Origin of the sequence: Bacillus sp. TH25, from assembly GCF_016650935.1 — a bacterium.
In the GTDB taxonomy this organism is placed as follows: domain Bacteria; phylum Bacillota; class Bacilli; order Bacillales; family Bacillaceae_G; genus Bacillus_A; species Bacillus_A mycoides.
The window spans coordinates 302,704-327,701 of the sequence record NZ_JAEKEU010000039.1 but is presented as its reverse complement, the minus strand read 5'-3'; the positions used below and the strand labels follow the sequence as shown (position 1 = coordinate 327,701).

Here is a 24,998-nt window from a genome sequence, read left to right as displayed (position 1 = left end):
ACAATATGAAACAAGTCTTGATGCATGCAAACATGCATCAAGACTCCAAAAATTACAATCTACCTGCTCTATATTTTCGAACTAGTAAAGCAAGTGAACCGAGCAGTAGCACCATGTATAAACCAAGTTGTGCTGTATCTGCTGTTTTTGAGTTTTTCTCTTTTTTCGAATCATTCTTTGTATCTTCTTTTTTCTTCTTATCATCTGCATTTCGGTTAAAATCAGGAGTACCTACTGTTTTTACATTATCTACTTTCGGTGTAGTCACTGGATTTTTCAGATCATTTTTTGGATCTTTTTTTGGATCCTCTTTAATAGTTCCTACCGCGCCGATATTATTTGTATCAAATTGAATTTGTACATCGTAGAAGTGGTGGTAGTTCATCTCATCAATGTCTACTTTCACTTTTGCATTTAATTTTTCAAATAAATCTTCTACTTCAAATTGTACTACTCGCGTATTTGCATTTTTATCTTCACTTACTACTTTTGCATCAGCAAAAAGACTATTGTTTTCTGTTTGGAATTTCGTAATCCACGCACTATTTTTCAGCGTCATCTCAATGTACTTTTTACCATCTTTAACGATTAATTTTGCTGGATTTACAGTATAGTCATGCATCTTTGAAAGTTCTTCTGTTTTGTCTTTTAACACTTTAAATGTAATATCATATTGACCATCTACTAAATTTTTCGGATCAACTATTACTTTCGGTGTATTATTTCCACCTTGATTGTCATTTCCGCCTTGGTTATCGTTTCCACCTTGGTTGTCGTTTCCACCTTGGTTATCGTTTCCGCCTTGGTTGTCGTTTCCACCTTGGTTCCCTAAAGCTTTGATACTATCTTGATCAAATACAAATTGAACATCGTAGAAATGGTGATAATTCATTGAATCAATATCTACTTTTACTTTTGCATTTAATTTTTTAGACAAATCATTTACTTCTACTTCTACTACTCTTGTATTTTGCTCTTTATTTTCACTTAATACTTTTGCATTAACGAACGAGCCATTCTTCTCAAAATCAAACTTTGTAATCCATGTACTATTTGTTAATGTAAACGATACATATTTCTTACCATCTTTTACTTTCAATACACCTGGGCTTTTTGTGTATGTATTCATCATTGATATTTCATCTGTTTGATCTTTTAATACTTTAAAGCCAATGCTGTATTCACCGTCTTTAAGAGCGTTTGGATCAATTGTTGTATTATTGCCTTGGTTGTCGTTTCCACCTTGGTTGTTGTTTCCACCTTGGTTATCATTTCCGCCTTGGTTGTTGTTTCCGCCTTGGTTGTCGTTTCCGCCTTGGTTGTTGTTTCCGCCTTGGTTGTTGTTTCCACCTTGGTTATCATTTCCGCCTTGGTTGTCGTTTCCGCCTTGGTTGTCGTTTCCGCCTTGGTTGTCGTTTCCGCCTTGGTTGTCGTTTCCGCCTTGGTTGTCGTTTCCGCCTTGGTTGTCGTTTCCGCCTTGGTTGTCGTTTCCGCCTTGGTTATCTAACGGTTTAATGCTATCTTTATCAAATGCAAATTGAATATCATAGAAATGATGATAATTCATTGAATCGATATCGACTTTTACTTTTGCGTTTAATTTTTTCGATAAATCTGCTACTTCCACTTCCACTACACGCGTATCAGCTTTCGTATCTTCACTCAATACACTCGCATCAACAAACGAACCATTTTTATCAAATTCAAACTTTGTAATCCAAGCGCTATTCGTTAATGTGAATGATACATATTTTTTACCATCTTTCACTTTTAACACGCCTGGACTCTTTGTATAAGTGTTCATCATTGAAATTTCTTCTGTTTGATCTTTTAAAGCTTTGAAATTGATACTGTATTCACCATCTTTAATTGTTTCAGCATCTGGATTTTTATTTCCATCTGGTTTTTCTACTTCCGGTTTCTCTACTTCTGGTTTTTCTACTTCTGGTTTCTCTTCATTTTTAATTTGTTCAAGCTTATCTTGTTCAAATAAAAGTTGCACATCATGTGTTTGCTTATAGTTTCTTGATGCCATTTCGATAAATACTTTTGTATTTAGTTTTTTAGATAAATCGTTTACTTCAAACTCTACTACTCTTGTATCTTTTTCTTTATCTTCACTCACTACTTTTGCATCAACAAATGCACCATCTTTTTCCGTTTGGAAATTTTTAATTAATGAGCTACTTTTTAGTGTTACAATTGCTTTTTTCTTACCATTTTCTACTTTTAATACCCCTGGATTTACCATGTAAGTATTCATCTTAGATTCTTCATCTGTTTGATCTTTTAACACTTTAAATGGAATGCTGTACTCTCCATCTTTAATTAATTCAGTATCTGGTTTTTCTACTTCCGGCTTTTTATCTCCATCCGGTTGTTTCTCTTCATTTTTAATTTGTTCAAGTTTATCTTGTTCAAATAAAAGTTGTACATTATGTGTTTGCTTGTAACCTTGTGATGCCACTTCAATAAATACTTTTGTATTTAGTTTTTTAGATAAATCATCTACTTCAAATTCTACTACTCTTGTATCTTTTTCTTTATCTTCACTCACTACTTTTGCATCAGCAAATGCGCCATCTTTTTCCGTTTGGAAATTTTTAATTAATGAGCTATTTTTTAACGTTACAATTGCTTTTTTCTTACCGTTTTCTACTTTTAATACCCCTGGATTTACCATGTAAGTATTCATCTTAGATTCTTCATCTGTTTGATCTTTTAACACTTTAAATGGAATGCTGTACTCTCCATCTTTAATTGTGTTAGAATTTGGTTGTTGATCTGGGTCAGGCTTTTGGTCGGGCTTCTGACTCGGATCCGGATTTTCATTTGGATCTGGCTTATTAGCTGGGTCCTCTTTTTCATTTGGTTGTTCTACATGAATCGGTGTAATACTATTTTGATCAAATGCAATACGCACATCATAGTCATGATGATAATTTAAAAAGTCAATGTCTACTTTTACTTTCGCATTTAATACCCTCTCTACATCGTCCACATCAAATTCTACGACTCTTGTATCTTTTTCTTGATCTTCACTAATTACATTTGTCGCAACAAACTGACCACTTTTTTCCGTTTCAAACTTTGTAATCCATGAACTATGTTCTAACGTAAAGGATACTTTCTTTTTCCCATTCTTTACTTTTAAAGTTCCTGGACTTACAGAGTATTGATTCATCATGGATTCTTCATCTGATGTGTCTTTAAGAACTTTGAAACCGATTGAGTATTCACCGTCAGCTAGTTGACTAGCAGCTTGAACTGCAAGTGGTTGTAGCGTTGATACGAATGTGAAAATCGTTAGAAACATTGCAACAACAATTTTAAAATACCTGTTCAATAGAATAACTCTCCTTTTTTAAAAATTTCCAATTATTTAATGCTGTTCCCATCAAATACAAAACGAATATCATATGAAGCGTTATAATTAATAATTGGGATGTTAATTTTCACCTTTCCTTTTAGTTTTTCTGACAAGTCAGCAACTTCAAATTCTACTACTCTAGTATTCTCTTTTTTGTTTTCACTTAAGACTGTTGTTTCTAAAAATTGACCATCTTTTTCTACTTGGAAACTTTTAATAGAAACACTATCTTTCACTTTCAATGAAACGTATTGTTTTCCATTTTTAACTGTTAATGTTGCTGGACTTTCAAAATAACTATTCATTCTAGATGATTCATCTTTATCGCCTTTCCATACAGTAAAAGCAATATTATATTTTCCATCAGCTAGTTGTGTAGCAGCTTTTGCATCTTGTAACCCTAGTGTTGCTATAAACGTAAATAAGACAGCAAATACGGCAATAATCATTTTAAATTGTTTAAACATATATTCATCGCCCTTCCAAAGATTTATTTACCTAACTTCACTTTACGAATTAAGAAAACACCTGAAATAAGAAGTAATGCTGCAAATAATCCGATACGTGCTTCATCACTTGTTTTTGGGTTATCTGTTTTTTCAGCTTTCCCACTTTCATTTGTTCCTTTATTTACATCTTTGTTTGTTTCTTTGCTCTCTTCTTTCTTCACTTCTTCTTTTACTTGTGTATTTTTTTGAGTTTGATCTTCATTTTTTGTTGCAGCAGTTGCCTTATTCTCTCCACCTACTGCTTTTACATTTGCATCAAACGCAAAGCGAATTGTGTAATTATGGTCATAATTCACATTCGGTACAACAACATGAATTTTTGCAGCTGCTGGTTTAGATAAGTCGTCTATTTTAAACTCTACAGTTCTTTTATCTGCAGATTCATCTTTACTAACAACTTTTGCATCAACAAAGTTTCCGTTCTCTGGTGCTTTAAATTCTGTAATCCAAGCACTATGATTCATCGGAATTTGCACTCTCATCTCACCATTTTTTACAATTAACTTAGCTGGTTTTTCAAAATAATCATTTGCCATTGAAGCTGAATCATTTTCTGCTTTTTGTATAACATAGTTAATATCGTAAGTACCGTCAGCTACATTTGCCGAAGCTTGTCCGAATGGCACTACGAGAAAAGCTAGCATACATACGAATGTCATAATAAAAGCGGGTAATACCGAAAACTTTCTCATTTACCTTACTGCCTCCTTGTTTTTCTTTTTTTGAAAATGATAATTATTCTCAATATATAAGAAAAAAATAATCTTTCTATCTCTATTTTATAACGAGTAACACTATGTAGTTAGAAATATATTGATTATCATTCTCATTGATAGACAAAAAAATAATCCCACCAATTTTTCCTATAAGAATAAACATAAAACTCTTTCATCATTTTATTGATTATCATTCTCAACGAATTTCAAAAAAAATAAACCGCCTAATTCTATCGTTTTATCACCTCTTCTTACAAAAATGATATAGTCATAGAAAACCTCTTCCCTTCCAATATTTCCACAACTAAGTCAATCTTAGCCTACTGGTAATTTTTTTGTCAACTATATTACGTATAAAATTTTTAATATCTGAATTCTTCTATATATAATTTTTCTACAAAAAAAGAGGCTTTCTTTTAAAGAAAGCCTCTTTCCCTTATTTTTCTACAGCAATTTCTTGCTTTTGAAATAAAGAAACTACATATCCAATTGCAATTCCAATGATACCCGGAACTAGCCAACCAATCCCTACACTATATAATGGAATTTTATCTAAAATAGGAGCAAGGGCCGCTACTTGAAGATTGGCATTATGCAATCCATCAAAGAAGCTAATTGCAAATGCGCCTACAATACCGCCTACATACATCGATAATGGAAGACGAACATAGTTTTCAACGAGTGACAATACAATAAGTACGATCCCAATTGGATAAATTGCGATTAAGATTGGTAATGCTAATGCGTTTAACTGAGTTAAACCAAGATTCGCTACCATAAATGCTAATACAGAGAAAATGAAAACAACTTTTTGATAAGAAAGCTTTGGTAATAAGGAAGAGAAATATTCTCCACAAGCTGCAACAATACCGACAGAAGTTGTTAAACATGCTGCTGTAATTGCGATGCCAAGTAATAATGTTCCGTAGCTACCAAATAAATAATTCACGACATTTGTTAAAATAATTCCCCCGTTTGCTCCCATTCCAAGTGACACACTAGAAGCTCCAAGGTAAGCAAGTGCTAAGTAAACTAATAGTAAACCAAGTGCTGCAATAAATCCTGCAAAGATTGTTACTTTCGCAATACTGTTCTTATTTGTAATACCTTTTGCTTTTAAAGCATTAATGACAACATTCCCGAAAACAAGTGCTGCAAGTCCATCTAAAGTTAAATATCCATCAATAAAACCTTTAAAGAGCGGGGCACTATACGCTTCTGTCGGTGCACCAAACTCTCCCATTGGAGTAATAATTGCTTTCGCTACGATAATTGCAATAACAGCTAATAAAATTGGAGTTAACACTTTACCGATGCGTCCCACTAATTTCGATGGGTTTAAAGCTAAATAGAACGTTACTGCAAAGTAAATAAGTGTAAAGATAACAAGTGGATATGATTGACCAGCTATTTCACTTGGTAAAAACGGTGCAATGCTCATTTCATAAGCAACAGTCCCTGTACGTGGCACACTAACAAATACGCCTAAACATAAATAAATTGCAGTAATGAAAATTAGCGCGAATACAGGATGTACACGTCCTGCTAATTCATTAATATCTCCCTTTAAAGCTATAACAATTACCCCTAATAAAGGCAATCCTACACCTGTTACGATAAAGCCAAACAACGCGATCCATACATCTGTTCCAGCACCTTGCCCTAACGCTGGTGGGAAAATCATATTACCTGCACCGAAAAATAGTGCAAATAACATTAAACTTATTGCAAACATCTCAGAAAACTTTAAAGATGACTTCATTTCTACTACCTCCTAATTATTTTATTGACAAAATATTCTGAATTAAAATCCGTCACATATCCTCTTTCAAGCATACTTCCCCGTAAAAGAACGCAAAAAACACCCGTCCCTAACAAAGGGACGAGTGTTGAAATCGTGGTTCCACCCTTATTCTAATAAAATGAATTTATAACGAAATAAGCTCATTTTATAGCTCGTGTAAATTGATAACGGTTTTATCCGCCAAGAATTACAATGCATCATGCAGTTCACTCTTGAAGTTTAGAGGTGGTAAGTTTGTCTTTCCGTATTAGGAAGCTCACAGCCTAAGGCTTCCCTCTCTGAGAATCGTCAAAAACAACTCATGTCCTCATCATTACTTTTATAAAATATCTTGTCGAAACTTGTTGTTTTTTATTATATGGGCTATTTTTTAAAAAATCAATAGTTTTATTTTTTCTGACAAAAAAATATAGTGAGAAAACTTTCCTCCCTATAACTGCCCTGTTAATATTTCTAATTCCTTAGGTGTAATGTCTCGCCATTTTCCAGCTTCAAGCTCATTTAGCTCTATATTCATAATGCGCACTCGCTTTAGCTTTGTTACAGTAAACCCGAAAGCACGACTCATTCTACGAATTTGTCTGTTCATTCCTTGTGTTAAAACGACCCGAAATGTAGACTGATCGATTCTCGTCACTTTACATGGCTTCGTCATTCCATCTTTAATTTTCACTCCACCAGACATCTCATCAATAAACCAATCTGTAAACGGCTTATCAACAGTGACAACATATTCTTTCTCATGCTCATGATCTCCGTGTAAAATTTGATTCGCAATCGTGCCGTCATTCGTTAATAGAATAAGTCCTTCCGACGCTTTATCTAATCGTCCAACAGGAAAGATTCGCTCTGGGTAATTGATATAATCAATAATATTATCTTCAATATGATCAGCTGCTGTACAAGTAATTCCGACTGGTTTATGGAAGGCAATATACACCTTTTCTTTCTCTTCTTTTTCAATAACCTGCCCATTAATCGTTACAATATCACCATCGCGGACGCGTGTACCGTGCGTACATATTTCACCGTTAATAGCCACGCGTCCTGCTTTAATGAGACGGTCTGTTTCGCGCCTTGAGCAGGACTTTGCTTCGCTTATGTATTGGTTGATTTTCATGTTTTGTTCCTTTTCTTATAGATTAAAAGCGTCAATCCATGGCAATATCATTATGCCAAGATTGACGCTCCTTTACTTCGCAAAAACAACTAAATAAATAACCCCAATTACCAAAAATATTCCGCAACAAGCTAACAATACTTTTGCAAGTTTGTCCATAAACATATAATGGTTTCCCCTTTTGTTTGGTTGTTTGCTATTTTAATTCGACAACTGTTACGCCTAGGCCTCCCTCGCCCATGTCACCGTAGCGGTAGGTTTTCACGCCGCGATGTTTCTTCAAGTAATCTTGTACACCTTGGCGAAGCGCTCCTGTTCCTTTACCGTGAATAATTGATACACGAGGATAGCTTGCAAGCTGTGCATCATCTAAATATTTTTCAACGCGCATCATTGCATCTTCATAACGTTCGCCGCGAAGGTCTAGCTCTAACGACACGTGATAATCTCTACCCTTCACACTTGCGACTGCTTTTTTCTCAGTTTGCTTCGGTGTATTAATGTATTCCATATTGGATTCTTTCACTTTCATCTTCAGAATACCAATTTGTACGCTCCACTCTGTATCACTTACTTTTTCAAGCAATTGACCTTTTTGACCGAACGTTAACACTTTTACTTCATCACCTGATCGTAATTGTTGTTTCGGTGCTGTATTTTTCACATTTACTTTTTGTTTCTTCACAAGCTCTGGCGCTGCCCCTTCTAGACGGCTCTTCGCTTCAATAAGCTCATGGTCTTTCACATTTACAAGCTGTGCTTTACGCAATTGACGAAGTTCATGAATAATGCCTTCTGCTTCTTTCTTTGCAGCTTCGACTTTTTCTTCCCCTTCTTTTTGCGCTTTTAATAATTTTTCATCGCGCTCATCGTTAAATTCAATAATTTGACGCTGTAATTCACGATGAAGTTTTTCAGATTGCTTACGGTGCTCTTCCGCTTCTTTTCGTTCGCGCTCTGCATTTTTTTGGCTTTCTTCTAGCTTTGCAATCATATTTTCAATTTTGTTCGTATCTGTACTAATATGGTTACGAGCGCGATCAATAACGCGATCAGACAAACCAAGACGCTTCGAAATTTCAAAGGCGTTACTACGTCCTGGTACACCGATTAATAATTTGTACGTTGGGCTTAATGTATTCACATCGAACTCAACGCTCGCATTAATAACTTGCTCACGATTGTATCCATATGCTTTTAATTCTGGGTAATGCGTCGTTGCAACAACGCGAGCACCACGGTTACATACTTCATCTAAAATAGAAATCGCTAGTGCAGCCCCTTCTTGCGGATCTGTCCCAGCACCTAATTCATCAAATAGGACTAAACTTTCAAAATCAGCTTTTTCTAAAATATCTACAATGTTTACCATATGAGAAGAGAATGTACTTAAATTTTGTTCAATCGATTGCTCATCACCGATATCAGCAAAAATATTTTTAAATACACAAATCTCTGATTCGTCCATTACTGGAATATGAAGACCAGATTGCGCCATTAAGACACAAATACCGACTGTTTTCAATGTAACTGTTTTACCACCTGTATTCGGTCCTGTAATAACAATTGTTGTAAAGTCTTTACCAAGCATAATGTTATTTGGCACGATAATTTCCGGATCAATAAGCGGATGGCGTGCTTGTTTTAAATCCATGTAGCGTTCATTATTTACGATTGGCTTCGTCGCTTTAATTCGCTTCGCATAAAGAGCTTTCGCAAAAATAAAATCAAGATTTGCAACTACTTCTACGTTTGATAAAACGATATCAGCTTCCACTGCTACTTCTTCCGTTAACATCATTAAAATGCGTTCTACTTCTTGTTTTTCTTTCACACGTGCTTCTTGAAGTGCGTTATTTAATTCCACGATTACTTGCGGTTCGATAAATAATGTTTGTCCAGAAGCAGATTGATCGTGAACAATACCACCATATACGCCGCGGTATTCTTGTTTTACCGGGATTACGTAGCGTTCGTTACGAATCGTTACAATTGCATCTGATAACATTTTTTGCGCGTTTGAAGAACGCGTCATGTTTTCTAATTTCTCACGAATACGGCTTTCCGCAGTACGAATTTGATTACGAATACCACGCAATTTGTCACTTGCGCTATCGACTACTTCACCGCCGTCACCAATACAATTTGTAATCTTCTTTTCTAAATCATATAAAGACACAATTTGCGCGACATGTGTTTCTAAAATTGGAAGCTCAACACCGTTGTCAATCATATCGTCAATGAAACGTTTCATTTGGCGACTACCGTACATCGTACTTGCGATTTCAATTAATTCATGAGGACTTAACATACTTCCAATTTTCGCACGCTTAATATTTGAACGAATATCAGAAATCCCTCCAAGTGGTACATGTCCTTTTAAACGGATGACTTTCGCTGCCTCATCCGTTGTTTCTTGCAATTCCACAATTTCTTCAAAATCTGTGCTTGGCACTAAATTCTTCACTTTATCACGACCAAGTGAAGATGCTGTATGTTCAAGTAATTGTTCTTTTACTTTATTGTATTCTAATACACGCAACGTTCGTTCTAACATGTTGCAGGTCCCCCCTGTATTACTTATTACGTTTAATATAGTCTAATAAACGTTCAATATCCCATGTGTTAATCACGTTATCTTTTTGAATCCAACCTTTACGCGCTGCTGCTACACCTGTTTCCATATCTTCTAACATTTCAAGTGTATGGGCATCCGTATTAATCGCTACTTTTACACCAGCATCTTGTGCTTGTTTTAATAATTTCGCGCTTAAATCTAGACGGTTTGGATTTGCATTTAATTCTAAAACTGTATTTGTTTCTTTTGCGAGCTGGATTAATAAATCTGTATCTACATCGTAACCCTCACGGCGCCCAAGAAGACGTCCTGTCGGATGGGCAATCATTGTGACATGCTTATTCTCAAGTGCAGTGCGAAGACGCTTCATAATCGTTTCACGGTCTTGTGAGAAGCTAGAGTGAATAGCTCCAATGACATAATCTAGTTCTGCTAATACTTCATCGTCAAAATCAAGTGTCGCATCTGGTAAAATGTCCATTTCAATCCCGCGCAAAATTGTAATGTCTGGATACTTTTCATTCATACGTTCAATTTCTTTCGCTTGTTCACGAAGACGCTCTTTCGTTAAACCGTTTGCTACTTTCAAGTATTGCGAGTGATCAGTAATTGCCATAAATTTATATCCACGAGCGCGGCACGCTTGCACCATTTCTTCAATTGAAAAAGCACCGTCACTCCACGTTGTATGCATATGTAAATCACCCTGTATATCAGAGAACTGAATTAAGTTCGGATACTCTTTAATTAATTCAATTTCTTTTCCATCTTCACGCACTTCTGGTGGGATGAATGGAAGGCCAAGGTGGGCGAAGAATGCTTCTTCTGTTTCGAATGTTTTCACTTCACCTGTCTCTAAGATTTCCACACCGTATTCACTAATTTTCTCGCCTCTATCTTTCGCAATTTGGCGCATTTTTACGTTATGGTCTTTTGATCCTGTGAAATGGTGAAGAGTTGTAATAAATTCTTCTGGTTTTACTAAGCGGAAGTCAATTGAAATATCATATTCATATTGAAGACGAACAGATACTTTCGTATCTCCACTTGCAATCACTTCAATCATATTATCAAATTGTAGTAAATGTTCACGCACTACTGCTGGCTCTGTCGTTGCAATGATGAAATCTAAGTCCTTCACTGTCTCACGAACACGGCGTAAACTACCAGCGCGTGAGAAACGAATTATTTCAGCAACATTCGACAATTTCTCCTCTATTTCCCCGGCAATAGGCAATACCATCGCAATTGGTAAACGCTCTGGACGAGAGCCTACTTGATCAATTGCTTCTAATATTTTCTCTTCTGTTTTCTTACCGAATCCAGCTAAAGCTTGCACTTTATTTTCTTCACAAACAGCTTTTAACGTTTCCATATCAACAACACCAAGTTCTTTGTATAACTTGGCCACCTTCTTACCACCAAGTCCTGGTAGTTTTAATAGTGGTAATAAACTGCTTGGTACTTCTTTTTCAAGTTCTTGTAGTACTTCAGATGTTCCCGATTCTATATATTCTTGAATAACTGCTGCCGTTCCTTTTCCGATACCTGGAATCTTTGTGAAATCTTCAATTTCAGAAAGACTGCGATCGTCGCTTTCTAGTGCTGCCGCCGCTTTACGGAATGCAGATATTTTAAATGGATTCGCGCCCTTTAGTTCCATAAACAGGCCGATTGTCTCTAGTAATTTGATAACTTGTTTTTTATTCACTTTCATCATTGCCCCGCCTTTCTTTCATAGAAAAAAACTTCTCTTTCCGAAAAAAGAGAAGTTACACTCTGCTACCTGTCTGCCATAGTTCCTTCACCTTTTCAGAAAGAATCGGTGTATCGTCTACAATTATTTTGCTAATTGATGATTTTTGTAATGGTGTTTGTATTTGTTCAATTGGAAGAATTGATCCAACAATAATTAAGACAAACAGAATGATATACACTTCTAAAAAGCCAAGAAGTGCCCCAGCAACCGCATTGACTTGCTTTAAAACTGGGATTTCTGCAAACATATTCAGTAAATTACCAAGTAGTGAAAGTGCGATTTTTGTAATAATAAATAATACGATAAACGCAATTGCTTGATAGAAGACACCCTCAATATTATTCGCATCTATCCATTCTGGAACAGAAACATTCTTATCAAATGGATACGGAATAATTTTCGCAAGTGCTGGCGCTAAATCTTTACAATACCAGTATGCAACGAGGTATGCGATAATAAAGCTTGTTAACTTTACAAGTTGCAAAATAAATCCTCTGCGTAAACCGAGGAAGAATCCCATAACAAGCAATAAAATGATAATAATATCAATCATGTTTATTCAATTCCTTTTTGTGTCATACTTTCTTTCAACTTCTCATGTTCTTCTTTTAATTTTATGTAATCGTGTATGACGTTTACCGCCGTCAATACCGCTAGTCTACTCGTATCAAGCGAAGGATTCTTGGCATTGAGTTCGCGCATTTTATCATCCACAATCGCTGCTACCATGCGGATATGACTTGTACTTTCATCGCCAACAACTGAATACTGTTGGCCATATATTTCTACATTAATTCGACTTTTATTTCCCTTTTGTTGTGACAACTCACCGGCCTCCAATCACGTACAGAATCCTAAAGTTTATCATACCATGAACCATCATAATATGGAAACAGAAAGAACAATCCGATATGATAAAAATAACAACATAAAAAAGGAGCGACCATTTTGTCAAATTCTATCGTAATACAAACAAGTTCTACAGTAATTGAAGACATGAAACAACAATACAAACAAGCACTTAGCCCCAAAATTCCGCAAGGCGGTATCTTTATGGCAAAGGTTCCATCTTGCACAATTACAGCTTATAAATCAGGGAAAGTGATGTTTCAAGGTGGACGTGCTGAAGCAGAGGCTTCTCGTTGGCAAACTGTCTCTCAAACACCAAAATCCGCTGTAAAAAAATCGGTCAATTCGCATCAATATGCACCACCTTCTTCTATTGGTACAATGTCGATTTTAGGGTCCGATGAAGTAGGTACTGGTGATTACTTCGGACCGATGACAGTTGTTGCTGTATATGTGGATGCGAAGCAAATTCCACTTTTAAAAGAACTCGGTGTAAAAGACTCCAAAAACTTAAATGATGCTCAAATTGCTGAGATTGCCAAACAACTCCTTCACGTTGTTCCTTACAGCTCCCTCGTTCTTCATAATGAAAAATATAACGAGCTATTTGATAAAGGAAACAACCAAGGTAAACTAAAAGCTTTACTGCATAACAAAGCCATCACAAACTTATTGGCAAAAATCGCCCCTACAAAACCAGAAGGCATCCTAATCGACCAATTTACACAGCCTGATACATACTATAAATATTTAGCGAAACAAAAACAGGTACAGCGTGAAAATGTTTACTTCGCTACAAAAGGAGAAAGTGTCCATTTAGCAGTAGCCGCCGCTTCCATTTTAGCTCGTTACTCATTCGTAAAACAATTTGATGAACTAAGCAAAAAAGCTGGCATGCCACTTCCAAAAGGTGCTGGTAAACAAGTTGATATTGCCGCTGCTAAATTAATTCAAAAAGTCGGTAAAGAAAGACTACCTGAGTTTGTGAAAGTGCATTTTGCTAATACAGAGAAAGCGTTTCGCTTATTAAAATAGTATCGACAAAAACAGGAGCCTACAAACTCCTGTTTTTTGTTTCACTTTAGTCCACTCTACTATCACCTGTGTATTTTTGTTATAATTAAAATATACATATTTTTCAAACATATGAGTTCCCATTGCTACTTCTACAAATGATTCTAAATATTTTACTAGGTGATCCACACGAAAGACAGTTCGAAATTAGAGAAAACATTCAGCTACTAAGTGAACAACCAGTGTTCAACGATTTAATAGAGTGCTATGGCCGATCTTTCTTATTAAACTTTCGGATTCGAAAGTTTATCGGGAAACACGATGCTCTCTTGTTAATACACAATCCCGCAAAACTACAACACTTCTATGAGGAACTTGAATTTATGATTAGAAGAAGAGGATTGTTTAAATAAGGAGAGAATTCATATGAACTCTGAAAAGGTTAAAAAGTTATTATATGTTTTCGTACACCTCGTAGGCCCGCTTTCTTACCTCATTATCTCCACCATTTGGGGAGCTTTTTTCACTTCCAAATCTACATTCGAAAATATATCTGATAATCTTTGTGTGATGGCCATCTATTACGTGTTTATAAGCTTACTGTGGTTTTTCTATTTAGGTCGATTAGACAAAGACGTGGATAAGATTACACAAGAGATTCATAACAACAAGATGTAATACATATAAAAAAGGAGAGCCGCCAAGACTCTCCTTTTTGTGTTAACTTCGCTTCTGCTTCTTATTTGATGAAGGTACTTTATAAGAACCCGTTTCATGCGTAGTCGTTCCTTGTCCTTCCACTTCCGGAGAACCTAAGCTTGATCTAGAATGGTCTGTTTTCACTTTCTTACTCATTACAATCACCCCCAAGATTACTTTTCACTTAAGGGTAAAAAACTATTCAACATAACCATCTGAACATATACTGGCTACTCTTTTATCCTCCTGTCTGTTTTTCACTAATGTCCCATAGACGTTTTGCGACATCCTTATCCAAAGCGGCTTCAGATGTTTTCCCCACTTGCTTGTCGGTATAGTAACAGCCACTCTGTTCAGTAACTCCAGTTGATTCCGCTAGCCATACTAAAGTTTCAGCACCTTCCTCAGGCGTACGAGAGAAAGGTTTCATTGCTGCCATAGTTAAGCGAGCAACTAGACCATTGTCCTGGTTGAAATTCGTAGCCACTAGCCCTGGATCGAAGCTGTATGCACTAACACCCGTCCCCTCCAACCGCTTTGCCAATTCAGCGGTAAATAAAATATTTGCTAGTTTTGATTGAGCATAACGCATTGTAGGACCACCCATGAATTTCTTAACACCACGATAAAGTTGTTCTGCATCTAAATCACCGAAATCAATTCCCTTTTTAGCCATTTTGTGACCGTGAGATGCGGTGGTGATAACACGAGCAGGAGCACTTTCTTTTAAACGCTCCAACAGCAAATTAGTGATTAGGAATGGACCTAAATGGTTAACCGCCCAAGTCATCTCCAAATCGTCCTCTGTAAGCTGCCTTGTTTGAAATAAAGCACCAGCATTATTCACTAATATATCTATTCTCGGACACCTTTCTAAAATATCAGTAGCTACCCGGCGTATAGATTGTTTGGAAGCCATATCAGCTAAAAATAGATCTATCATCACATCCCCATTCGTTACATCCTTAATTTGAGCAATAGCAGCATTCGCTTTTTCCTCGTTACGTGCAATGATTCCTAGTTTGGCACCGCGCTCTGCAAATGCCTTAGCTGCCGCTAATCCAATACCACTTGTTGCACCAGTAATCACCACATACTTGTCCTGCAGTGTCCACTTTGTATGACTTGTAATCTCCCCCATCGAGCCAAAACCCCTTTCCCTTGCCCATAAATATTTCATTCGTTTTACTATATGTGAGATACGAACGAACCTATGAACAACATTTTTCCAAACAAAAAAAGCGAGAGCAATTGCTCTCGCTTTTTTCATCTTAAAACTCAGAAGAACCTGGAGTTCTTGGGAATGGAATTACGTCACGGATGTTAGCCATACCAGTGATGTACATCAGGAAGCGCTCGAAACCTAGACCGAATCCAGCGTGTTTTGTACCGCCGTATTTTCTAAGTTCTAAGTACCACCAGTAGTCCTCTTCGTTCATACCTAATTCTTTAATTCTGTCTACTAAAACGTCCATTCTTTCTTCACGTTGACTTCCGCCGATTAATTCGCCGATGCCAGGAACTAGAAGGTCAGTAGCTGCTACTGTTTTACCATCTTCGTTCATACGCATGTAGAATGCTTTAATGTCTTTCGGATAGTCAGTTACGAATACAGGGCGTTTGAAGATTTCTTCTGATAAGTATCTTTCGTGCTCTGTTTGTAAGTCAATACCCCATTCTACTGGGTATTTGAATTCAGCACCTGATTCTTGAAGTACTTTAATTGCTTCTGTATAAGTGATGCGACCGAAGTCAGAGTTGATTACGTTGTTCATGCGCTCTAGAACTGTTTTATCAACGAAGCTGTTGAAGAAGTCCATTTCTTCTGGTGCATGCTCTAGTACGTATTTCATTGCATATTTCAGCATATCTTCTGTAAGATCCATTACATCGCCTAATTCAGCAAATGCAATCTCAGGCTCAACCATCCAGAACTCAGCTGCATGGCGAGTTGTGTTTGAGTTTTCTGCACGGAATGTAGGTCCGAATGTGTACACATCACGGAATGCTAATGCATAAGCTTCAGCGTTCAGCTGTCCACTTACTGTTAAGTTTGTTTCTTTACCGAAGAAGTCTTTTGATTCATCAACTTGTCCGTCTTCACCTTTAGGTACGTTGTTTAAATCTTGCGTTGTTACGCGGAACATTTCGCCTGCACCTTCTGTATCACTACCAGTGATAATCGGTGTGTGAACATGTACAAATCCACGCTCTTGGAAGAACTGGTGAATCGCAAATGCTGCGATAGAACGTACACGGAACGTTGCAGAGAATGCATTTGTTCTTGGACGTAAGTGAGCGATTGTACGTAAGTATTCAAACGTATGACGCTTCTTTTGAAGTGGATAATCAGAGTCTGATAAGCCCTCGATATCAATTTTTTCTGCTTTAATTTCAAATGGTTGCTTCGCTCCAGGCGTTGCAATTACTTTACCTTCTACTTTAACTGAAGAGCTAAGTGGAAGTTTTGCAATTTCTTTGAAGTTCTCTAATTCTGTATCGAAAACGATTTGAACGCCTTTGAAGAAGCTACCGTCGTTTAATTCGATGAAACCAAATGCTTTTGAATCACGTAAGTTACGAATCCACCCTGATACTTGTACTGTTTGATCTGCATACTTTTCTGTATCTCTATACAGACTTTTTACTAATGTGTTTTCCATAGTGAAATTCTCCTTTGCTGATATATTTAAATACAAAAAAACCTTTCATCCATAAAGGGACGAAAGGTTAAACTTCGCGGTACCACCCAATTTGTCATAAAGACCAACTTTAACTCGTATGTAATACATACTTCCCGGTTTGTAACAGGCCGGATTCCCGTCTAAGTCTACTCTTGAATACAAGTTTCAATTTCGGTTAGCAACTCCAAGGTGTTCTTCACATATACCGCCTCATCAGGCTCTCACCGCCCCTGACTCGCTTTGGATTATAGTATATACTACTTTTCCTTATCATCGTCTTTCGTTTTGTTAAACTAAAATTAATGTACTACATTCGAGGGAAAGATGCAAGGTGTATATCAACTGGTTAACACCTCGTCTAATAACAGAATAATTTTGTCGTTCTCTGTCGATAAGTCGATATATCTTGTTGAAACGGCGATATATAAAAAAACTGCCGGAAAAATTCCGGCAGCTGTTTTTATTACTTACGTAACTCCGCACCAAATTTCTCTTCTACCGCTGTTAATACACGGTTATGTGCTTCTGTTACTTCTTCGTCTGTTAATGTACGTTCTGCATCGAAGTAGTTCATAGAGAATGCAAGTGATTTCTTGCCTTCTTCCATTTTTTCACCTTCGTATAAGTCGAATAGTGCTACGTCTTTCAGAAGTTCTCCGCCAGCTTCAGCAATTACTTGCTTCATTTCACCAGCTTTTGTTTCTGTTGTTACTACAACAGCCATATCACGTGTCATAGATGGGAAACGTGGAATTGCTAAGTAGTAAGTTTCCTCAGCGTCTGCACCGAATACTTTTGCAAGAGATAATTCGAATACGAATGTATTTTTCACATCTAATTGTTTTTCTGTTTCGGGGTGCAATTGACCGATGAATCCGATTGCTTCACCATCTAATACGATGTCAGCTGTACGGCCTGGATGCATACCTTCACGTTTTGCTGGTGCATAAGTGATTTGGTTTGCAACGCCAAGTACGTCGAATAATCCTTCTAATACACCTTTAACAACGAAGAAGTCTACAACTTTCTTCTCACCTTGCCATGCATGGTGAAGAGCAAGACCTGTCATAACACCTGCAAGATGTTGTTCTTCTTTCGGAAGTTCTCCTGCTTCTGTTGGTAAGAAGATAGAACCTACTTCATATAATGCAACGCTATCGTTTTTACGTGCAACATTGTATGAAACTGCTTCTAACAATTGTGGCACTAAGCTTAAACGAAGTTGGCTACGCTCTTCACTCATTGGAAGTGCAAGATTTACAGGAGCTTTTTCGTTTGGCTCAACCATATATTGTTTCGCTTTGTCAGCGCTTGTTAATGAATACGTGATTGCTTCATATAAACCAGCACCTTCTAGGAAGCGGCGTACTTTACGACGTTTCGTTTGTGCTGATGTTAATTTACCACGTGTCATTGTTCCAGATGGTAATGTAACTGGAATGTGATCATAACCATACAGACGACCTACTTCTTCTACTAAGTCTTCTGAAATTGTAATGTCAGGACGACGTGCTGGTACATTTACATGGAATGTTCCTTCTACTTCTGTGAATGGGAATTTTAAGTTTGTGAACATTGTACCCATTTCACTCGCAGAAATATCTGTACCTAATACACGGTTTACTTTTTCAGCTGTAACAGATACTGTACGTTCTTGTACTTGTAAGTTATCAGCTTCTACTACACCTTCAAGCGCTTCTCCACCAGCGTATTTTGCCATTAAAGCAGCTGCATGTTGAATTGCTTCAAATGTACGTGTTGGGTCGATTCCTTTTTCAAAACGTGCACTTGATTCGCTACGAAGGCCTAAGTCTTTTGATGTACGACGCACTGTTTGACCTGCAAAGTATGCAGACTCAATTAGAACGTTTACTGTCTCGCTATCAACTTCAGAATCCGCTCCGCCCATTACACCAGCAACAGCTAACGCTTTTTCACCGTTTGTAATAACAAGGTGGTGGCTTTGTAACGTACGTTCTTGAGCATCTAATGTTTGAATCTTTTCGCCTTCTTTTGCAAGACGAACAACGATTTCTTTTGAACCTAATTTATCGTAATCGAATGCATGTAACGGTTGACCGTATTCCATTAAAATGTAGTTTGTAATATCAACTACATTACTAATTGGACGAATGCCAGCTGCCATAAGACGAGTTTGCATCCACATTGGTGATGGACCAATCTTTACGTTCTTCACCATTTTTGCAATGTATAACGGGTTTTCTTCTTTTGCTTCTACACTTACAGAAATGTAATCAGCTGTTTTTTCTGCTGATTCTTGTAAGTTGATAGCTGGAAGTTTTACTTCACGGCCGTAAATAGCAGCTACTTCATATGCAACACCTAACATGTTTAAGCAATCTGCACGGTTTGGTGTTAAACCAAGCTCAAGTACTTCATCATGTAAATTTAAAATTTCAAGTGCATCTGCACCAACTTCAGCATCACTTGGGAAGATGAAGATACCGTCTGCATATTCTTTCGCAACGAATTTCCCATCAATACCAAGCTCTTGAAGAGCACAAACCATACCATGAGAAGCTTCCCCGCGTAGTTTTGCTTTTTTAATTTTGAAGTTACCAGGAAGTACAGCGCCAACTTTTGCAACTGGTACTTTTAAACCTTTTGCAATATTAGCAGCTCCACAAATAATTTGAACCGGCTCTTCTTCACCGATATCGATTAAGCATTTGTTTAATTTATCAGCTTCTGGGTGTTTTTCACATTCTAATACGTGACCAACTACAACACCTTTTACACCTTTATTTAATAATTCAACACCTTCTACTTCAATACCACTTTTCGTGATTTTGTCTGCTAGTTCTTGTGCTGTTACATCTTTAATATCTACATACTCTTGTAACCAACGATATGATACGAACATATTTATCCTCTCCTTCCCTTACGCTCGTTTGAATTGTTGTAAGAAACGTACATCATTTGTATAGAAATGACGAATGTCATCTACGCCGTATTTCAACATTGCGATACGCTCTGCGCCCATACCGAATGCGAAACCTTGATATTCTTTTGAATCATAACCAGCCATTTCAAGTACGTTCGGGTGAACCATACCTGCTCCTAAAATTTCAATCCAGCCAGTCCCTTTACAAGTACCGCAACCTTTACCGTGACACATCATACAAGAAATATCCATCTCTACAGATGGCTCTGTGAATGGGAAGAAACTTGGACGAAGACGGATTTCACGATCTTCACCGAACATCTTTTTCACGAATACTTGCAGTGTACCTTTTAAGTCACTCATACGAATGTTTTTATCAATTACAAGACCTTCAATTTGCATGAATTGGTGTGAATGCGTCGCATCATCGTCATCGCGGCGATACACTTTACCAGGACAAATAATTTTAATCGGTCCTTTTTCTTTATTCTTTTCCATCGTACGTGCTTGCACAGAAGATGTATGTGTACGTAGTAACGTTTCTTCTGTAATGTAGAATGTATCTTGCATATCACGCGCTGGGTGATCTTTCGGTAAGTTTAATGCTTCGAAGTTGTAGTAGTCTTTTTCTACTTCTGTTCCCTCAGCTACTTCATAACCCATACCGATGAATACATCTTCAATTTGTTCAACAACTGCTGTTAACGGATGGTGACAACCTGTTTCAACAGGACGACCTGGCAGTGTAACATCAATTGTTTCAGTAGCTAATTTCGCCTCAATTACTGCTTTTTCTAAGTTGCCAATTTTGTCTTCTAGACGCGTTTGAATCGCTTCACGTACTTCATTTACTAATGCTCCCATACGTGGACGCTCTTCTGCTGATAATTTCCCCATGCCGCGTAATACTTCTGTAATTGGACCTTTTTTCCCTAAATAAGCTACGCGTACGTCGTTTAAGCCCTTTAGCTCTTTCGCTTCTTCAATAAGCTCTAACGCTTTTTGCTTTAGCTCTTTTAAACGTGCTTCCATTTGGAACCCTCCTAATTTTAAAAATAAAAAAACCCCGCTCCCAAAAAGGGACGAGGTAAATTCGCGGTACCACCCTAAATTGACAGAACAAGTCTGCCCACTCATTAGTTATAACGATCAATTCTGACCGGAACGCCTTTACATATAAATGGTCCTGGCGCCAACTCCAGAGGTGAATTCACTTCCATCTACCATAAGAATGCTTTCAGTCTACGGCACTCTCTCCCTATATGGCGATTTTGTAAGCTACTCTTCTCTATCAACGTTTTTCATTAATATACTTTTATTATATGTTCAAAAAAGTTCGATACTCATTTCACCACTTTTTTATGAACATGTACTTCAACTTATTATAAGAAGTTTTTTATCGATTCGCAACTGGGCTTTGTAAATAATACGTTAAAATCCCTGCTGCAACCGCAACATTTAATGATTCTGCCCCGCCGTAAATCGGAATATACAAGTTTTGATCCGTTTTCGCAAGAATTTCTTGGCGTACGCCGCTTCCTTCATTTCCTACAATTAATGCAAAACTTCCAGCCGGTGTTACTTCACCAAATGGAACTCCATTCTCAAGAGCCGTTCCATATACAGAGACGTTACTTTCTTTTAACTTGTCTACCCATTCTTCTAAGTTCCCTTTTACAATCGGTAAGTGAAAAATAGAACCTTGTGTAGAGCGTAATACTTTACTATTATAAACATCAACGCAACCTTCTCCAAGCACAACGGCATGAATACCAGCTGCATCAGCTGTACGAATAATCGTTCCCAAATTACCTGGGTCTTGAAGGCCGTCTAATAAAAGAAATTTCCCATCAGTAAGAGCTACTTCTTTCTCATGTTTCTCACAAACAGCAAATACGCCTTGCGTTGTTTCTGTTTCGCGAAGTACTTTTACAATTGCTTCAGGCACAATATACATTTCAACATCATTAACTGTCCAATCTTTCGGAAGATCTGTCTGATCTGAAACGATAAGTTCTGTTACAACTCCTGCCTTTAACGCTTCCTCTACTAAATGGAATCCTTCTACAAAAAATAAACCTTTGGTATCGCGCTCTTTTTTCGTCTGCAGCTTTTTCCACTGCTTCACACGCGGGTTTTGTACTGAATCAATGTTTTTCATAATATGTATTTCCCTCTCTTCTTGTCTTATCATTATAGCCTATTTTTCATACATATTTACATAAAAAAGAACAAAAACTAACGTCAGTTTCAATTCTGAAGAAGAGGTGAAGATAATGAGTTTTAATTTACGCGGCGCGGTATTAGCGAATGTATCTGGAAATTCACAAGACCAATTACAAGAAACGATTGTCGATGCAATTCAAAGCGGTGAAGAAAAAATGCTTCCAGGTCTTGGCGTTTTATTCGAAGTCATTTGGAAAAATGCTGATGAAAATGAAAAACACGAAATGTTAGGAACACTGGAGCAAGGATTAAAAAAATAAACAATTTGAAAATCACCTTCGCATAAGCCAAGGTGATTTTTTTTACGAAAAATTTTTTTCTTCTCCTAAACATTTCTACTTTACTAACGCTACCCCGATGGAGTACAATGTTCAAAATACATTTAAACCGATCGATTTTTCTTCATATACATCATTGGATAAAAGGAGTGAATGTTTTATGCAACGTATTACGCTTGAACAAGTTTTTAAACATCACATTACACAAAAATATGTAAACCGTTCTGGAATGGTCCACGCGATTGCTGTCGCTTACCATGCGTTTCACTTAGCCAAAAAGCATCACGCCTCAGTCGATGCTGCGACAAAGGCTGGCTTCCTTCATGATATCGGACATCATACGTGGTACACAGGCGGCGAATGGGACTATGACTTGTACAAAAAGAATGATATACATGCGATTAAAGGGGCAGAAAGATCTCATAAATTGCTTATTAGATTAGGAGAACATCCGAAACTAGCAAAAGAAATTTCTGTTGCAATTCTTCTGCACACTGATTCTTTCCTACTAGAACAAACACTTGAAAGAACACCTCTACAAAATGTTATTAAGTGGGCGGATGAAGCCGACGAAGAACCAGGTGGCGCACACCATTATAGAACTATTTCTTATGAAAAAGCATTGAAAGCAATTCAGCAATTAGACCGATTGGTAGAGCGTGAATTACAAATAGAGCAAAAGAAATTGAATGACAAGGCAGAACATAGTTATCAATGAGAAAGAGGCATCACTATAGGGTGATACCTCTTTTATTATTTTGCGAAAAATACACCTTTGTATGTAATATTTAAATGTTACACTCAAAAGTAAAATACTTTATAATTAAATATACAAATATAAAGAGGTGAATTTACAAATGCAACCCGTTACACAACTTTCTAATGAACAGAAATACTCTATGTCATGGGGACAATTTATTAGCTCCGTTTTATTCGCTTTTTTCGGAACCGGACTTATTACTGTGTTCCTCGCAATGCCCTTAACAATTTATACAGCTGGTCTTACAGATAAAAAACAAATTGCCCTGTATGAATCTATTGCAAATACTGCAAGTATCGTATTACAACTAGCCGTGTTGTTATTCTTCATTTTTAAATTCGAACCCGCAAAAAAATTACTACTAAAATCTTTTAACTTTAAAGTACTTAAAGAATGGCGTACATACGTATACTTACTTCTTTTCTTCGCTATAAACATTATACTCAATTACATCTTGTTAAATTATGTGTTCCAAGACGCAACAAAGCAGCAATCTTCCGCACTAAACTTAGACGTTTTTAAGCAGTATCAAATATTATTACTTCTCGGCTTCGCTATACTCACACCAATTTTTGAAGAGCTTATTTTCCGTGGTTTTATACTTCGCTTCTTCTCAGAACGCTTTCCATTTTGGATTGCAGCCATCATAACAAGCTTCTTCTTCGGTATCGCTCATACATACTCACTTGGAGTAATGGTAATTACTTTCTTCATGGGATTATTAATGGCTATTTTATGTAAAAAAACAAAATCCATTATTCCAGCTATTTTATTTCATATTATGAATAATATGTTGGCATTCTTGAGTTAAAAAGAGGTATCATCGCGATACCTCTTTTATTAATTCGTATCATCACTTCTCATTTCTATCAATTTATACATATTTATTAATAATATCCAAAATAAACCTCATGTAGTAAAATATAACTCATCACCATAGAAGGAGATTATTTATGTCGAGCTTACTTTGGATTTTTTATATGCCACTTCTTGTTTTATGCGGATTTTTCGGTGGTATTTTTTTAATTATTACTAGCATTAAACATCTTAAATTATTTGTGGGTTTAATGGGGCTACTTAGCCTATCTTTTGTCACACTACCTTTTGTTTTTTGGGGCATGGGGGTGAATAGCGATACGATCCTCCCTATTTCAACTACTTTATATTGGATACTGTTTTCTTTAACTGGATTATTGGCAGGATTAAATGGATTACAGGCAAAGATTAAAAGTATACGTAATATGGGATTCATTATTTTTATCGCTGGCATATTAGGGGTTATTTTCTGGGTACTTATGTCTGTAGGGGATTCATTCTATATATAATATTTTATCGGAGGTAATACAGAAGTGTTTGGAATATTAACTTGGATGGTTTTGGCTCTTACTTTGATGTTATGCCAATTCATCGTTGGCATTTTTTTAATTATTGCTGGCATTAAATATCGTAAATCACTTACTATTATAGCTGGTTTAATTAGCATATTGCTTATCGTTGTTCCTATCATTTGTATAGGTTATGGAATAGACTTAGAAGGGATGGTTCCAATTTCAGGAACTTTATATTGGAGTTTCTTCTCTTTAGCTGGACTATTAGCTATTATAAGCGGAGGGCAAATATCGAGTATTCGTTCTATGGGAACAATTTTGTTTATAACAGGATTGTGCTCCGTAACTGGTTATCATTTTTTATATCTCACTCTTTAAAAAGACAAAAAAGCAGGGAAT

The 24,998-nt window shown here is 36.7% G+C and carries 23 protein-coding genes and 3 other annotated features; of the genes, 8 read left to right on the top strand and 15 right to left on the bottom strand.

What is annotated here, in order from left to right:
* Positions 1-52: 52 nt before the first annotated feature.
* The 9 genes from JFT89_RS25540 to zapA form a co-directional block, all read right to left on the bottom strand.
* Entirely contained in the window at positions 53-3,346 is a 3,294-nt protein-coding gene (locus JFT89_RS25540) for an NEAT domain-containing protein (protein ID WP_201040892.1), read from the bottom strand.
* Between the two features lie 32 nt (positions 3,347-3,378).
* Positions 3,379-3,837 (bottom strand): NEAT domain-containing protein, encoded by a 459-nt coding sequence (locus tag JFT89_RS25535; protein WP_002067448.1) that lies wholly within the window; start codon positions 3,835-3,837, stop codon positions 3,379-3,381.
* Between the two features lie 23 nt (positions 3,838-3,860).
* Positions 3,861-4,571 (bottom strand): heme uptake protein IsdC, encoded by a 711-nt coding sequence (isdC, locus tag JFT89_RS25530; RefSeq protein ID WP_016092398.1) that lies wholly within the window; start codon positions 4,569-4,571, stop codon positions 3,861-3,863.
* 460 nt (positions 4,572-5,031) lie between these two features.
* Positions 5,032-6,357: a branched-chain amino acid transport system II carrier protein BrnQ6 gene (gene brnQ6 / locus JFT89_RS25525; protein ID WP_016096034.1), complete on the bottom strand. Its 1,326-nt coding sequence runs from the start codon at positions 6,355-6,357 to the stop codon at positions 5,032-5,034.
* Positions 6,358-6,470: 113 nt separating this feature from the next.
* Positions 6,471-6,722 (bottom strand) — a binding site (T-box leader).
* A gap of 107 nt (positions 6,723-6,829) precedes the next feature.
* Positions 6,830-7,519 carry a 23S rRNA pseudouridine(2604) synthase RluF gene (locus JFT89_RS25520; RefSeq protein ID WP_016096033.1) on the bottom strand — a complete coding sequence of 230 codons (690 nt, stop codon included), beginning with the start codon at positions 7,517-7,519 and terminating at the stop codon, positions 6,830-6,832.
* A 196-nt stretch (positions 7,520-7,715) separates the two neighbouring features.
* Positions 7,716-10,076 (bottom strand): endonuclease MutS2, encoded by a 2,361-nt coding sequence (locus JFT89_RS25515; RefSeq protein WP_002067444.1) that lies wholly within the window; start codon positions 10,074-10,076, stop codon positions 7,716-7,718.
* 19 nt (positions 10,077-10,095) lie between these two features.
* Complete coding sequence (gene polX, locus JFT89_RS25510) at positions 10,096-11,814, bottom strand: DNA polymerase/3'-5' exonuclease PolX (protein ID WP_016096031.1); 1,719 nt, start codon at positions 11,812-11,814, stop codon at positions 10,096-10,098.
* 55 nt (positions 11,815-11,869) lie between these two features.
* Entirely contained in the window at positions 11,870-12,409 is a 540-nt protein-coding gene (locus JFT89_RS25505) for a CvpA family protein (protein ID WP_002015450.1), read from the bottom strand.
* Positions 12,410-12,411: 2 nt separating this feature from the next.
* Positions 12,412-12,681 (bottom strand): cell division protein ZapA, encoded by a 270-nt coding sequence (zapA, locus tag JFT89_RS25500; RefSeq protein WP_002112165.1) that lies wholly within the window; start codon positions 12,679-12,681, stop codon positions 12,412-12,414.
* Positions 12,682-12,804: 123 nt separating this feature from the next.
* Between zapA and rnhC the strand changes: the two genes are divergently transcribed.
* The 3 genes from rnhC (at position 12,805) to JFT89_RS25485 (ending at position 14,397) form a co-directional block, all read left to right on the top strand.
* Complete coding sequence (rnhC, locus tag JFT89_RS25495; protein ID WP_016096030.1) at positions 12,805-13,740, top strand: ribonuclease HIII; 936 nt, start codon at positions 12,805-12,807, stop codon at positions 13,738-13,740.
* 122 nt (positions 13,741-13,862) lie between these two features.
* Complete coding sequence (locus tag JFT89_RS25490) at positions 13,863-14,132, top strand: hypothetical protein (RefSeq protein WP_080116917.1); 270 nt, start codon at positions 13,863-13,865, stop codon at positions 14,130-14,132.
* A 13-nt stretch (positions 14,133-14,145) separates the two neighbouring features.
* A complete protein-coding gene (locus JFT89_RS25485) occupies positions 14,146-14,397 on the top strand; it encodes a hypothetical protein (protein ID WP_016096029.1) in 252 nt (83 codons plus the stop codon).
* 42 nt (positions 14,398-14,439) lie between these two features.
* On the opposite strand, the gene JFT89_RS25480 is transcribed toward JFT89_RS25485, so the two are convergent.
* The 6 genes from JFT89_RS25480 to JFT89_RS25455 all read right to left on the bottom strand — a co-directional run bounded on the left by JFT89_RS25480 (position 14,440) and on the right by JFT89_RS25455 (position 22,201).
* A complete protein-coding gene (locus JFT89_RS25480) occupies positions 14,440-14,574 on the bottom strand; it encodes a YuzL family protein (protein ID WP_002112167.1) in 135 nt (44 codons plus the stop codon).
* 82 nt (positions 14,575-14,656) lie between these two features.
* Positions 14,657-15,559, bottom strand: coding sequence for an SDR family oxidoreductase (locus JFT89_RS25475; protein WP_201040890.1), 903 nt, complete (start codon positions 15,557-15,559; stop codon positions 14,657-14,659).
* Positions 15,560-15,689: 130 nt separating this feature from the next.
* Positions 15,690-17,081 carry an asparagine--tRNA ligase gene (gene asnS, locus JFT89_RS25470; protein WP_002015453.1) on the bottom strand — a complete coding sequence of 464 codons (1,392 nt, stop codon included), beginning with the start codon at positions 17,079-17,081 and terminating at the stop codon, positions 15,690-15,692.
* A 52-nt stretch (positions 17,082-17,133) separates the two neighbouring features.
* Positions 17,134-17,385: a binding site (T-box leader), on the bottom strand.
* Positions 17,386-17,565: 180 nt separating this feature from the next.
* Positions 17,566-19,986 carry a phenylalanine--tRNA ligase subunit beta gene (pheT, locus tag JFT89_RS25465; protein WP_002067434.1) on the bottom strand — a complete coding sequence of 807 codons (2,421 nt, stop codon included), beginning with the start codon at positions 19,984-19,986 and terminating at the stop codon, positions 17,566-17,568.
* Positions 19,987-20,004: 18 nt separating this feature from the next.
* Positions 20,005-21,039 (bottom strand): phenylalanine--tRNA ligase subunit alpha, encoded by a 1,035-nt coding sequence (gene pheS / locus JFT89_RS25460; protein ID WP_002015457.1) that lies wholly within the window; start codon positions 21,037-21,039, stop codon positions 20,005-20,007.
* A 43-nt stretch (positions 21,040-21,082) separates the two neighbouring features.
* Positions 21,083-21,311: a binding site (T-box leader), on the bottom strand.
* Between the two features lie 92 nt (positions 21,312-21,403).
* The gene (locus JFT89_RS25455; protein WP_002067433.1) at positions 21,404-22,201 is read right to left on the bottom strand and encodes a TrmH family RNA methyltransferase; all 798 of its coding nucleotides are present in this window, start codon (positions 22,199-22,201) and stop codon (positions 21,404-21,406) included.
* Positions 22,202-22,283: 82 nt separating this feature from the next.
* Here JFT89_RS25455 and sspI point away from each other — a divergent pair, with 82 nt between their 5' ends.
* From sspI to JFT89_RS25430, 5 genes are all read left to right on the top strand, one after another.
* Positions 22,284-22,493: a small acid-soluble spore protein SspI gene (gene sspI / locus JFT89_RS25450; RefSeq protein WP_000009511.1), complete on the top strand. Its 210-nt coding sequence runs from the start codon at positions 22,284-22,286 to the stop codon at positions 22,491-22,493.
* A gap of 178 nt (positions 22,494-22,671) precedes the next feature.
* Positions 22,672-23,229 carry an HD domain-containing protein gene (locus JFT89_RS25445; RefSeq protein WP_002067431.1) on the top strand — a complete coding sequence of 186 codons (558 nt, stop codon included), beginning with the start codon at positions 22,672-22,674 and terminating at the stop codon, positions 23,227-23,229.
* A gap of 139 nt (positions 23,230-23,368) precedes the next feature.
* Positions 23,369-24,082, top strand: coding sequence for a CPBP family intramembrane glutamic endopeptidase (locus JFT89_RS25440; RefSeq protein WP_016096026.1), 714 nt, complete (start codon positions 23,369-23,371; stop codon positions 24,080-24,082).
* 142 nt (positions 24,083-24,224) lie between these two features.
* Positions 24,225-24,596 carry a hypothetical protein gene (locus JFT89_RS25435; RefSeq protein ID WP_002165001.1) on the top strand — a complete coding sequence of 124 codons (372 nt, stop codon included), beginning with the start codon at positions 24,225-24,227 and terminating at the stop codon, positions 24,594-24,596.
* 24 nt (positions 24,597-24,620) lie between these two features.
* A complete protein-coding gene (locus tag JFT89_RS25430) occupies positions 24,621-24,977 on the top strand; it encodes a hypothetical protein (RefSeq protein WP_016096025.1) in 357 nt (118 codons plus the stop codon).
* Positions 24,978-24,998 lie beyond the last annotated feature (21 nt).